The sequence below is a fragment of the Shewanella sp. 0m-8 genome (genome assembly GCF_052977265.1).
This window is the reverse complement of the sequence record NZ_JBRIMB010000032.1, coordinates 1-13191: the sequence shown is the minus strand read 5'-3', so window position 1 is coordinate 13191 and position 13191 is coordinate 1. Positions and strand designations below refer to the sequence as shown.

Annotated in this window: 12 protein-coding genes; 4 read left to right on the top strand and 8 right to left on the bottom strand. The window is 44.5% G+C overall.

Annotated elements, in window-relative coordinates; genetic code table 11:
* Positions 1 to 70 precede the first annotated feature (70 nt).
* Positions 71 to 814, top strand: coding sequence for a DUF481 domain-containing protein (locus ACVBIO_RS14555; protein WP_447159613.1), 744 nt, complete (start codon positions 71 to 73; stop codon positions 812 to 814).
* Positions 815 to 1051: 237 nt separating this feature from the next.
* Here the strand turns inward: ACVBIO_RS14555 and rlmB are convergent, their stop codons facing one another.
* The 8 genes from rlmB to zapE all read right to left on the bottom strand — a co-directional run bounded on the left by rlmB (position 1052) and on the right by zapE (position 9632).
* Complete coding sequence (gene rlmB, locus ACVBIO_RS14550) at positions 1052 to 1792, bottom strand: 23S rRNA (guanosine(2251)-2'-O)-methyltransferase RlmB (RefSeq protein WP_447159614.1); 741 nt, start codon at positions 1790 to 1792, stop codon at positions 1052 to 1054.
* Positions 1793 to 4276, bottom strand: a complete 2484-nt coding sequence (gene rnr / locus ACVBIO_RS14545; RefSeq protein WP_447172895.1) for a ribonuclease R — start codon at positions 4274 to 4276, stop codon at positions 1793 to 1795.
* A 41-nt stretch (positions 4277 to 4317) separates the two neighbouring features.
* Positions 4318 to 4941 carry a tetratricopeptide repeat protein gene (locus ACVBIO_RS14540; RefSeq protein WP_447164504.1) on the bottom strand — a complete coding sequence of 208 codons (624 nt, stop codon included), beginning with the start codon at positions 4939 to 4941 and terminating at the stop codon, positions 4318 to 4320.
* 169 nt (positions 4942 to 5110) lie between these two features.
* Positions 5111 to 6406, bottom strand: coding sequence for an adenylosuccinate synthase (locus tag ACVBIO_RS14535; protein WP_447159617.1), 1296 nt, complete (start codon positions 6404 to 6406; stop codon positions 5111 to 5113).
* A gap of 66 nt (positions 6407 to 6472) precedes the next feature.
* Positions 6473 to 6661: a DUF2065 domain-containing protein gene (locus ACVBIO_RS14530; protein ID WP_447172894.1), complete on the bottom strand. Its 189-nt coding sequence runs from the start codon at positions 6659 to 6661 to the stop codon at positions 6473 to 6475.
* A 665-nt stretch (positions 6662 to 7326) separates the two neighbouring features.
* Positions 7327 to 7719: a 30S ribosomal protein S9 gene (gene rpsI / locus ACVBIO_RS14525; protein WP_249000655.1), complete on the bottom strand. Its 393-nt coding sequence runs from the start codon at positions 7717 to 7719 to the stop codon at positions 7327 to 7329.
* A 14-nt stretch (positions 7720 to 7733) separates the two neighbouring features.
* Positions 7734 to 8165, bottom strand: a complete 432-nt coding sequence (gene rplM, locus ACVBIO_RS14520) for a 50S ribosomal protein L13 (RefSeq protein WP_012278742.1) — start codon at positions 8163 to 8165, stop codon at positions 7734 to 7736.
* 357 nt (positions 8166 to 8522) lie between these two features.
* Entirely contained in the window at positions 8523 to 9632 is a 1110-nt protein-coding gene (gene zapE, locus ACVBIO_RS14515; protein WP_447164505.1) for a cell division protein ZapE, read from the bottom strand.
* Positions 9633 to 9927: 295 nt separating this feature from the next.
* On the opposite strand from zapE, the gene ACVBIO_RS14510 reads away from it, so the two are divergent.
* The 3 genes from ACVBIO_RS14510 (at position 9928) to degS (ending at position 13039) form a co-directional block, all read left to right on the top strand.
* Positions 9928 to 10293: a ZapG family protein gene (locus ACVBIO_RS14510; RefSeq protein ID WP_442529498.1), complete on the top strand. Its 366-nt coding sequence runs from the start codon at positions 9928 to 9930 to the stop codon at positions 10291 to 10293.
* A gap of 165 nt (positions 10294 to 10458) precedes the next feature.
* Entirely contained in the window at positions 10459 to 11814 is a 1356-nt protein-coding gene (locus ACVBIO_RS14505) for a DegQ family serine endoprotease (protein ID WP_447172893.1), read from the top strand.
* Positions 11815 to 11956: 142 nt separating this feature from the next.
* Positions 11957 to 13039 carry an outer membrane-stress sensor serine endopeptidase DegS gene (gene degS, locus ACVBIO_RS14500; RefSeq protein WP_447172892.1) on the top strand — a complete coding sequence of 361 codons (1083 nt, stop codon included), beginning with the start codon at positions 11957 to 11959 and terminating at the stop codon, positions 13037 to 13039.
* The last annotated feature ends 152 nt before the right edge of the window (positions 13040 to 13191 follow it).

Below are 13191 nucleotides of genomic sequence, written 5' to 3'. Positions count from 1 at the left end.
TGATTCTAGGTATTATGTCGCTACGACAAAGTAATGATCTCCAATTAGAAACACACCAAGAATAAGAATAATGCTAAAAACTCTCATTGTTGTAATTGCGCTAATGTTCTCGCAGGCGGCCTTCGCCCTCGTGCCACCAGACTACCAAGAGCCTCCTAGCGATCTGACGGCGGAAATTGAAGCGGGCTTCCAGCTCAATACCGGTAACACCGAATCCAGTAGCTTTAACGGCAGAACCAAATTGGTTTACGATACTAAGCAAACTCGGCAAGAGGGAACAGTTAAAGCTTACTTTGCTGCAGACGACGAGAAAACAACCGCAGAGAAATATGATCTTCAGTTGCAGTCTAACTATAAAGTTAATGGTGGTTACTTTTTTGGACGTGGTGACTTCACCTGGGATCAATTTGGTAGTTACACCCGCATAGCAACGGTTTCGGGTGGTTATGGTTTCGACACGATTAGCACGTCTAAAACTAAACTAAGTTTAGAAATCGGTCCTGGTTATCGTTATAATTTACCGATAGCAACTGATGACGCCCCTAATCCAGAAGCCTCGAAAGACATCATTTTGCGTACAGCGGCCAAATTTGAGATGAAACTACAAGAATACACCAGTTTAAATGCCGATCTAATCGCAGAGACAGGTGAAGACAATAATACTCTCACCCTAGATTTAGGCTACAAGAATACCCTATTTCAAGACTGGGCATTTAAAATCGGCGTTAATGTAAAATATACTCAAGTGGTGCCTGAAGGGTCAAAGCAAACTGATACGATCACCGTGTTTAATCTACTCTATACCTTCCAATAGAGGCTTGCAGCACTCGGTTATAACGTTTCTAAACTCACATCAGTTTACATTACTCTTAATTGATGAGCTGAGTGAACTCGATATCAATCCGTATCTACCCGCTCCGTTCACTATCAATCTGTAGATACAAAAATGCCGATAAGAGTTTACTCTCATCGGCATTTTTAAACTGATGCTAACTTCAAAACTCAAGTTCCAAGCTCAAACCTGAAACTCAAAGTTCATCACGCCCAAGCATTACGCAAGACGCTGGCGTACCGCTTCAAATAAGCAAACACCTGTCGCCACTGAAACGTTTAAGCTCGACACGCTACCCGCCATAGGGATCGATACCAAGGTATCACAGCTTTCACGTGATAAACGACGAAGACCTTTGCCTTCGGCGCCCATAGCGATTGCTAGAGGGCCTGTCAGACTTGCTTGGTAAAGCTCACAGTCCGCTTCACCGGCTGCGCCGATGATCCAAATGCCTTTCTCTTGCAGGCTACGCATAGTGCGCGCAAGGTTAGTCACTTGATATAACGGCACCACTTCTGCTGCGCCACAAGCCACTTTACTGACAACTGGCGTTAAGCCCACTGAGTTGTCTTTTGGCACAATAACGCCATGTACTCCTGCAGCATCAGCATTACGTAGACATGCGCCTAAGTTATGCGGATCGGTAACACCATCTAGAATCAACAAAAATGGTACTTCAGTTTTTTCTAGCATCGCTGACAAATCATTGTCACTCAGAATTTTTGCCGGCTTAACCTTGGCAACAACGCCTTGATGTTGGCCACCGTCAGACTTCTCGTCTAATGCTTTGCGAGAAGCGTACTGTACTGACACGCCCCACTCTGCAGCCATTTCAAGAATAGGAGTCAATCTCGCGTCATCACGACCTTGAAGCACCCACATTTCAATTACACGCTCAGGGCTGTTTTTAAGTACCGCTTCAACTGCGTGTAGTCCAAAGGTCATATCTTGCTTTTTCATCTATTTCTTACTCGCTTTACGCTTGGCTGACTTAGCTTTATTTGCTGAAGATTTTTTTGCCGAAGCTTTTGTCTTTGTCTTGTTAGCAGCGCTGCTGCCGCTCTTATATTTACCGCTGCTAGACTTAGCGCCTGAGCGGCTCGGCTTGCGTTTCGCACCAGACTTAGATTCAGAGTCTGAACCACCGTCCGCGCCTTTGCCACTTGAAGACTCACGCTTAGAGCCAAGCTTTGCACCTTCGCGATTAACTCGCTCACGGGCCGTTAATGGCTTAGTTGGTCTACGACGTTTACCACCTGCTGAGTCACCTTCCATCATCAAGTCAATTTGACGGTCATCAAGATTAACCCCGGCAACTTTAACCGTTACCATATCGCCAATTTGATAAACCTGACCAGAGGCTTCGCCCACTAAACGTTGGCGCATATTATCGTATTGGTAATAATCACTGCCTAGACTTGAGATATGCACTAAGCCGTCAATAAACAGGTCATTAAGACGTACGAACATGCCAAAATGCGTTACAGAAGCAATAACCGCTTCAAATGTGTCACCGACATGGTCTTGCATAAACTCGCATTTAAGCCAGTCATTGACATCACGAGTGGCCTCATCGGCACGACGCTCTGTGGTTGAACACTCTTCACCAAGCTTATCAAGCTCTTCAATCTTATAATGATAACCACCATCAGCAGTCCACTGATCAGTTAAATTACCTTCTTGCTTAGCAAGTAGATAACGGATCACTCGGTGCAGTATCAAGTCAGGATAACGACGAATTGGTGAAGTGAAGTGTGAATACTCCTCTAATGCCAAACCGAAATGCCCTTCATTATCCGGGGTGTAAGTCGCTTGACGCATAGAGCGCAGCAACATCACCTGAATAAGCTCGGCATCGGGTCTGTCTGCAATTTGCTCCATCACCGCTTGGTAGTCTTTCGGCTCAGGCTCTAGGCCACCAGCCATTGTTAAGCCACGCTCTTTAAGGAAGTCCTTAAAGTTCGTTAGCTTTTGCTCTGAAGGTGCCTCATGCACACGGTATAACACTTCACCTTTGTGCTTTTTAACAAACTTAGCTGACGCAACGTTGGCTAAAATCATACATTCTTCAATGATCTTATGCGCTTGGTTACGGTTACGCGGTACGATCTTGTCGATCTTACGTTGCTCATTAAAAATAAATTGCGTTTCTGTGGTTTCAAATGCAATGGCACCACGCTCTACGCGAGTTTTTTCTAATGTCAGGTATAGCGACTGTAATGTCTGTAGGTGCGGGAATATCGGCTTGAGCTTATCGCTCACCTCTCCACCTTCAAGCATATCGGCAACCTGGGTGTAGGTTAAACGCGCATGTGAATGCATCACTGCTGGATAAAACTTGTAGCCTGATAGCTTACCTAACGCCGAGATGGTCATCTCTGCAACCATACAAAGACGGTCGACTTCTGGCATCAAAGAACACAGACCATTAGAGATCTTCTCTGGCAACATAGGGATAACTTGCGATGGGAAATACACCGAGTTACCACGAGCGCGGGCTTCTTTATCGAGTGCCGATTCAGTGCGAACATAATGGCTCACATCTGCAATAGCCACCCATAAACGCCAGCCACCAGACTTTTTCTTCTCAGCGTAAACAGCATCATCAAAGTCACGTGCATCTTCGCCATCAATCGTAACTAGCGGTAAATGACGCAGGTCGACGCGGCCCTCTTTGTCAGCCTCGGTCACTTCATCAGGTATTTTACGTAGTTTTTTCTCAATCAAGCTAGACCAGGTGTGAGGTAGGTCGTAATTGCGTAGCGCAATCTCAATCTCCATCCCCGGCGCCATCTCTTTGCCTAGCACTTCAGTCACTTTACCTGCGGCTTTGACATAACGACCAGGTCTGCGTGTAAGCTCAAGTACCACGATATCGCCTTGACGCGCGCCTAAACGATCTTCTTCAGGGACTAGAATCTCTTGCGTAATGCGGCGGTCATCGGCAATCACAAAGCCCATGCCAGCGTCCAAGTGGAAACGGCCAACTAAAGCAGCGCTGCGCTCTTCCACTAAACGTACAATACGCGCTTCACGGCGACCTTTACGGTCGACACCCGCTTTTTGTGCAAGAACTCGATCACCGTGGAAATACATCAGCATGTCACGGTTATTAATATAAAGGTCGTCACCGCCTTCTTCTAGCTTCAAGAAGCCAAAGCCGTCACGGTGGCCAATAACGGTACCGGTTAGCAAGTCCATTCGTTCAGGTAAGCCATATGCTTTGCCGCGGGTAAAAACAAGCTCACCATCACGCTCCATCGCTCTTAGGCGACGACGAATAGCTTCTAGCTGTTCTTCACCTTCAATTTTTAAGGCTGTGGCAATGTGTTCACGGGTTAACGGGGACGTTTGCGAGCGCAAGTATTCCAAAATATACTCGCGGCTTGGGATAGGGTTTTCGTACTTCTCTTGCTCACGCTTAATATGCGGATCTTGTATCATTCATTTTCCAAATTATTGACATGACCTCTACTGGGGCATGCTTATTGTGGCGTTCTAAGGTGCTCTTTCTTTGCCCTAGCAACTGCGCTGGGCGGCATCTTTGCCTCTAACACCTTTAACAAATTAATTGCTTCGGCTTGCGTGGTTTCATCGCTAAACACTTCATTGTAAAGCCAATGAAAACCCACTTCGTAATCACGAGGACTACCATAGCCCTCACCAAATAACCGAACCAACATCATGCGAGCAGGCAGATCACCTGTCGCGGCAGCTGGCAATGTATATTGCACAGCGCGTTGTTTATCTTCGATGACAAATTTACCATCGTGATAATACTCAGCCATTCTAACCATGGCTTCAGCACTCCCCTGCTCAGCAGAGGTTTTTAACATAGCGATCCCACGCGGCGGGTTGGCCTTTACGCAGATCCCATAGTTGAGCATTTCCGCCCAAAGATACTGATACAAAGGCTGCTTTAGCACCTCAGCCCTTGCTTCAATATCCTGCACTATCTGGCAGTCATCACCTTTAACTTGCGTTAAATAACGTTTGCTCCGAATTAACTCAACCAGCTGCTCCTGAGTATAAACATCAACCGCCTTAGGAGTCGCAAAACTTGGTAAAGATAATATAGACAAAATTATAATCAATGCATAACGCAGCATAAGGATTCTCAATGACAATAGGGTTAATCTAATAACGTGTTATCAAGTGACCAATATTAAAGGATTACTCGAATATACTCTATTTAATGTCATCGGCAGTATAACGTATTTCTTGAGTACCGCTTTAGAGGAGTCAATAAAAAGGCCGCTAATTTGCGGCCTCTTGTTATTAACTAAACGGATTCACTAGAATCATGGTCTCGTTTCTATCCGGACCCGTTGAGATAATATCGATTGGCGTTTCTAACAACTCTTCTAGACGCTTAATGTAGTTCAATGCTGCTTGTGGCAGTTGCTCTACAGAAGTCGCACCAAAAGTTGATTCGCTCCAACCAGGCATAGTTTCTAGAACTGGAGTAACCAGCTCATAACCTTCAGCCGCTAGCGGTGTTGTCGTAGCAACAGTTCCATCTGGATACTGGTAGCCAACACAAATCTTAACTTCTTCTAGTCCGTCTAGAACGTCTAGTTTAGTTAAGCAGAAACCGCTTACGCTGTTGATTTGAACTGCGCGCTTCATCGCAACGATGTCTAACCAACCTGGACGACGTTTGCGACCAGTAGTTGCGCCAAACTCGTGACCCTTAGTACCTAAGTAGTCGCCGATTTCGTTTTTCAATTCTGTAGGGAAAGGACCAGCACCAACACGTGTGGTGTAAGCCTTCATGATACCCAGAACGTAATCTAGATGACGAGGACCAAATCCAGAACCTGTTGCAACACCACCGGCAGTAGTATTAGAAGAGGTTACGAAAGGATAAGTACCATGGTCAATATCTAGTAACGTGCCTTGAGCACCTTCAAATAGAATTGGTTCGCCAGCTTTACGTGCCTGATCAAGTAGCTCAGATACGTCAGTGCACATGCTCTTCAAGTAATCAGCAATCGCGAGAGCATCTTTCAATGTCTCTTCGTAATCAACTGCGTCGCACTTGTAATATTCAGTCAGCATGAAGTTATGGTAAGCCATCACTTCTTTTAGCTTAGTTGCAAACAATTCTGCATCAAACAGATCGCCTACGCGTAAACCACGACGAGAAACTTTATCTTCGTATGCTGGACCGATACCACGACCCGTTGTGCCAATTGCATTATTGCCGCGCGCTTTTTCGCGAGCAATATCAAGAGCACAATGGAATGGTAAGATCAGAGGACATGCTTCAGAAATTAATAAACGTTCCTCTACAGGTACGCCACGCTCTTTAAGCATGTTAATTTCTGTCATCAGAGCGTCAGGTGCTAGCACCACGCCGTTACCAATAATGCACTTAACATTATCGCGTAAGATCCCTGATGGAATAAGATGAAGAACGGTTTTATCGCCATCAATTACTAAAGTGTGACCCGCATTGTGGCCACCTTGGTAACGAACGACATATTTAGCCTGTTCGGTAAGAAGATCGACTATCTTACCCTTTCCTTCGTCACCCCATTGGGTGCCGAGAACTACAACGTTTTTGCCCATTATTTGCTGCACGGTAGTGGTTAAAACGGGATTTTAGCAGATCTATAGGGGCGGTAGGCAAGTAATTTATGAAAAAATAATCAATAACACCACACCAACAGTGACTAAAGAACCACCTAACCTTCGCAAAAGTTGCTGATTTTGATTGGAAATTTCTTTTAAGTAGGCCTGCCAACGATTTGGAAACAAAAGTGGCCCAATTCCTTCAATAATTAACACAAAACCCAATGACATCATGATTAACTCAAAAGACATAACAATGTGTTCCTTAGGGTGAACAATCTAGCGGATAAAACCGCAATAAAGTACTTAAACTAATCAAAAGCACTTCGGAGCCAAGCTATCAAACGAATACCTATTCTGTATCAAGATCTACTCGCTCTGCGAGAATTTAACGCTGCAGAGGCTGTGTTATTAGTTGCGTCTCGGTAATAGCTCCTGCGTTACTCTACTCCCTATATCCATATAGTCGTGCATTTATGGCATTCGCAGCGCCTGACCATCCAGATAGGGAGGAAATCTCTTATGTATGTAGACAACATACAAGACCATGCTATTCGCAACAAGTGAAGAGACCTTTAAGCCTGTTAACACAACATCGTAAGCAGTAAAACTCGCCATTTAGAATGTGTTTTAGCTACTCATACCAATTGCACTAAGTATCTGTTCATTCAGTGGGAGGAAGCAAGCATTCTACCCGCCATTGGCCTTGAATTCGTTCGCCAACAAACACTCTTAAGTAGCTGACATTATTATACGGATTGGTATAAGCCCTAAAGCACTCGTGACAAGCTAGCACTTAACGCTTTTCAAGCTAACTGTTATAGCAAAATAAAGAGACACCATCAGCGATGATGGTAAATGTTAGGCAATAAAAAGCCCAGCATATAGCTGGGCTTTTTGAATTCTGAAAGCGAAAATTAACGCTTAGAGAACTGTGGCTTACGACGTGCTTTACGTAGACCAACTTTCTTACGCTCAACTTTACGAGCATCACGGGTAACGAAACCAGCAGCACGTAGAGAAGGACGTAGAGACTCGTCAAGTTCCATCAACGCACGGGTAATACCGTGACGGATTGCACCTGCTTGGCCAGTGTTACCACCACCCTTTACAGTTACCATGATGTCTAACTTCTCAGTCATTTCAACTAGCTCTAGAGGCTGACGAACAACCATACGAGAAGTTTCACGACCGAAGTATTCGTCTAGAGGTAGCTTGTTAACGATAATGTTACCAGTACCTGCTTTAGCGAATACGCGAGCAGTAGATGTTTTGCGACGGCCAGTGCCGTAGTATTGAGTTGCAGCCATTGCTATAATCCCGTTTAGATATCAAGTACTTGAGGTTGTTGTGCAGCGTGGTTATGCTCTGTACCAGCGTAAACTTTAAGCTTACGGAACATGGCACGGCCCAATGGACCTTTAGGTAGCATACCCTTAACAGCCTTTTCGATAATCATTTCAGGCTTATGAGCTTGTAGCTTCTCAAAAGTGATCTGCTTAATGCCACCGATGAAACCTGAGTGTGAATAGTAAACTTTGCCTTTAGCTTTGTTACCAGTCACAGCAACTTTATCAGCGTTAATAACGATGATGTAGTCACCAGTATCTACATGAGGCGTATACTCTGGCTTGTGCTTACCACGTAGGCGAGAAGCGATTTCAGTAGAGATACGACCCAAAGTTTTACCTTCGGCGTCAACGACGAACCAATCACGAGTGACTGTTTCTGGTGTAGCAGTAAAAGTAGTCTTCATTTACAAAAACCCAATGTTAAAATTCTGTCTCACATGCTTATGCCATTATTGGCAAAAACACAAAAAATGCCATTCCCCGCCCCTTCGAGCAAAGAATTAGGCTTTACAACTTCCACCTAAATGGTGGATAACGAGGGCAGGTTGCGGATTATAGACAAAGCTGAGTTAAAAATCACCTGTTTTTTTAGTTTAATTCTTATCAGTTTTAAATCATTGTTGGCCAACGCTTGCTCTATTTCAAAAAACGTTAACCTACTGTTTGCCGCATATCAAGGGCACTCGGTCCAAAAACGTGCCACATTGTCTGTCTCTACTCGGTTATTTTTAAAGAGTTTACGCTATTTAGCTGATTTACCTTTAGGGGATATGCTCTAAAGCAAGATAATCATGGGATTGCATCTCTGTTAGCCTTGACCGACAACGCCTAAATTCAAAGCTAAGTAAACCTTCTGTATAAATGTCTTCTAGTGATACCGCCGATGAGATAATCAACTTAACATTACGCTCATAAAACTCATCCACCATGGCTAAGAAACGACGAGCAATATCATCTCCAGTCAAATGCTCACCCATCTGCTCAACATTACTGAGTAATACCGTGTGGTAAAGTCTGGCGACTTCCATATAGTCGCGTTGACTTCTTGGGCCATCACATAACGCTCTAAAGTCGATAAGCAAGACGCCCTGAGCTTGCTGACGTATATCGATCACTCTGCCGTCAATTTCTAATCCTTGGGTCGAGACCTCTGACTCTGGCGCTAACTTTTCAAAGTACTCATGCAAATTCTGCTCAGCTTTCGCATCAAGCGGTGAATGGAATATTTCAGCTTGCTCTAACGTTCTTAAACGGTAATCAACACCAGAATCGACATTTAATATATCGCAGTGCTTATTAATAGCCGCAATAGCGGGTAGGAAACGCGCGCGCTGCAATCCATTACGATACAGCTCATCAGGTATAATGTTAGAGGTCGCAACCAATGCTACCCCTTCTGCAAATAGTGATTCACATAAGGTGCCGAGCAACATGGCGTCTGTGATGTCTGAGACAAAAAACTCATCGAAGCAAATCACTTGGTATTGTGCCGCCATCTTTTTAGCGATGATAATCAGCGGGTCTCTTTGACCCTGTAGCTCGGCAAGATCAATATGTAATTGGTGCATAAAGCGATGAAAGTGTGCCCGTAACTTTTTATCGCCCGGCAAAGCATCAAAAAACGTATCCATAAGATAGGTTTTTCCGCGCCCTACTCCGCCCCACAAATATAAGCCTTGAACTGCAGGCTTGTGTTTTTTACTAAAAAATGAAAACAGACCGCCACTCTTTAGTGGGTGAGAATTTAAAGCAAGCAGATCATCATAGACCCGTTGTAACTGTTTTACGGCTTGTTCTTGTGCAGCGTCATGTGAAAAGTCATCTCGGGTTAAGTCTTGTTGATAATGCTGCCAGGGGGTTAATTGCGACACGTAAATCATTCTCTATATTGTAGGGGTTACACACAAATCAACTCAATGTGAGCCGTTTGACGTCTTTTTATGCGTAATATACTAGCACGCAACAAAGCCGCAATGCATATCTGCCCTATACACGTAAATCGCCCAATATTTATAGGAGATTGATACAAATCAGCTCTACTCTGCTAAGCATTGATCCGTATGACGATTTATTTTTAGTGGATTCTTCAGTAAACAGTACCACGCTAGAAAGCTGCGATGTATATTTGGCAGCATCAACATCATATCAGTATATTTAGGAGTCTATATGGAGTGGGCATTAACCCTTGCCGCGTTTGTGATTGGTGGCGTATTCGGCTATCTAGGCCATACTTTATTAGCCAAAAATAATCGACATAAAAACAATAATGAACAGTTAGAGCAAACACAGCTTGAACTAAGCCAGTATAAACAAGAAGTATCAGATCATTTCGATGACCACTATAAACAGCTTGCAGAGCTGAGCGCACAACTAAACCGAGTTAACCAGCAGTGGAATGCATCAGCTAAGCTGTTTACATCTCCGGCCACAGACAAACAACTACCAGAATTAAAGCTACTGTCTGCTGACAAAGGAAAAGATATCGATAATCAAGCAGAGCTGCTTGAAGAACCACAGCCTACCCTTGCCTGAGATTGTGGGGATAAATTAACCTTTATTAATAATTGATGAACTTTTTGATACTCACTTGAGTCCGAAACAATATGAATGAAAAGCTCTTTACGTATCAGTGTCTAGCGCAGCAGTTATATTGAAGAGCCATTCAATTTAGTTTTGAAAAATTGGAGTAATATTTAAATGAAGACAAAATTATCCTTACTTTCAGCAGCGATATTAGGCGCAGCACTGACATTGGCCCCAGTGGTTTCCCAAGCCGCTATTCCCTTGGCCGTTAATGGGCAAGAGTTGCCTAGCTTAGCCCCAATGCTACAAAAAACAACACCTGCAGTTGTTGCTGTGGCAGTGTCAGGCACCCATGTTTCTAAGCGAAAAGTACCTGATGCTTTTCGCTATTTCTTTGGCCCTAATGCGCCACGCGAGCAAGTGCAGGAGCGCCCATTTAAAGGCTTGGGATCAGGGGTGATCATTGACGCAGACGAAGGCTATATCGTTACCAACAACCATGTAATTGAAGGTGCAGATGAGATCCTTATAGGCCTGCACGATGGCCGTGAAATAGAAGCAAAACTGATTGGCGCCGATGCCGAATCTGACATTGCCCTGCTGCAGATCAAAGCTAAAAACCTTACAGCGTTAAAGCGTGCTGATTCAGACGAGCTGCAGGTTGGCGATTTTGCCGTAGCCATTGGTAATCCATTTGGCCTTGGGCAAACCGTCACCTCAGGCATTGTCAGTGCCATGGGTCGAAGCGGCCTCGGTATCGAAATGCTAGAAAACTTTATTCAAACCGATGCTGCAATCAATAGTGGTAACTCAGGTGGCGCCTTAGTTAACCTTAACGGTGATCTTATCGGTATTAATACCGCTATCGTCGCTCCCGGCGGCGGCAACGTGGGAATAGGCTTTGCCATCCCCGCCAACATGGTGAACAACTTAGTCGAACAAATTATTGAACACGGTGAAGTACGCCGCGGCGTTCTCGGTGTTATGGGCCAAGATTTAACCAGTGAGCTAGCGAAAGGTTTTGGTATTGAAACTCAGCATGGCGGCTTTATTAATGAAGTTATGCCTGACAGTGCTGCCGATAAAGCCGGTATAAAAGTCGGCGATATTATCGTTAGCGTTAACGGGCGCAGCATTAAAAGCTTCCAGGAGTTACGAGCGAAAGTGGCGACTATGGGCGCGGGTTCAAAAGTTGAGTTTGGCCTTATTCGTGACGGAGACGAAGAAACCGTTACTGCGATTCTTGGTGAATCAACTCAATCTGCTGAGGCAGCAGCTGGAGCCGTACACCCAATGCTACAAGGGGCTAAACTTGAAACAAGCAACTCCTCTGGTGTTGAAATTACCGATGTTGCTCAGGGGTCACCCGCAGCTGCAAGTGGCTTAATAAAGGGCGATGTGATTGTTGGCGTCAACCGTACTAAAGTGAAAAATCTAAAGGGGCTTAAATCGGCACTCGAAGATCAAAAAGGGTCTGTCGCGTTAAAAATTAAGCGCGATAACACAAGTCTTTATTTGATCCTTAGATAGTCATCACTATGTCTGTAACAAACAGCCGAGCGTAATGCTCGGCTATCTTTTTAGCATTTAAAACGCATTATCATTGGGTACTAAGTACAAGCTAGTACAAACATGTTAATATAATTCATCTTTTCAGCATTTACTCTCAGACATGATCATCAAAGACGCTCTTATATATGTCGGTAAAGCCATTATTTTTGGCCTTATCATGGCTGCAGTTATTATTTTTGTTTTACCACTGATTACCGGCCAGAGCTTAACCAACGGCATTACCAGCCGAGTCTCCACAAGTAGCAACGAACTGTCTTTCTCTAAGGCGGTGCGCAGAGCAGCACCTGCTGTCGTCAATATTTATAGTCTGAGCATAGATCAATCTAAGCCGTTAAATCCTGGATCCCTTCAAGGATTAGGTTCTGGCGTGATCATGAGCTCTGAAGGCTACATATTAACGAACTACCATGTCATCAAAAGAGCCGATGAAATCGTTGTGGCTTTGCAAGATGGCAGAAAATTCACCTCTGAAGTGGTTGGTTCCGATCCTGAAACCGATTTAGCGGTACTTAAAGTTGAAGGTGATAACCTTCCTGTTGTACCTGTGAGCCTAGATATCCCGGCTCGTGTTGGTGATGTCGTACTGGCTATTGGTAACCCATACAACCTAGGACAAACCATTACCCAAGGGATCATCAGCGCAACGGGTCGTAACGGTTTGAGCTCTGGGTATTTAGACTTCTTGCAAACCGATGCAGCCATTAATGCCGGCAACTCAGGTGGTGCACTCATTGATACCGCTGGCCAACTTATTGGTATTAACACCGCAGCCTTCCAGATTGGTGGCGAAGGTGGTGGACACGGTATTAACTTTGCCATCCCAATTAAACTAGCCCACAGCATTATGGGTAAGCTGATTAAAAATGGCCGCGTTATACGTGGCGCACTTGGCATTAGTGGTGAAGCCGTCGGTCCGGTTATGGCGCAAATATTAAATATCCCCGATATAACGGGTGTCGTGATTACCGAAATTGACCCTAATGGTCCTGCTGCAAAAGCTAAATTACAGCCTCGCGATGTGATAACCAAATATGAAGGCGAGTCTATTCCCGGCGTAGAGATGCTGATGGATAGAATTGCTGAAACCACACCGGGTAAACAAGTGATGATGACCGTTATTCGAGAGGGGAAATCCTACGAGGTCCCTGTCGTGATAGGCGAAAAGCCAGTTCACTATAATTAGGTTCTAGGTCTGAGAATTAGCAGGTTCTAGGTTCTAGGTTCTAGGTTCTAGGTTCTAACAAAAAATAAAACGCGAAAAGAGACTGTAACTAACTTTGTGTAACTGCTTATCAAACTGTACTCTAAAAAGAGTCAAGGATAGGCGTATAATCA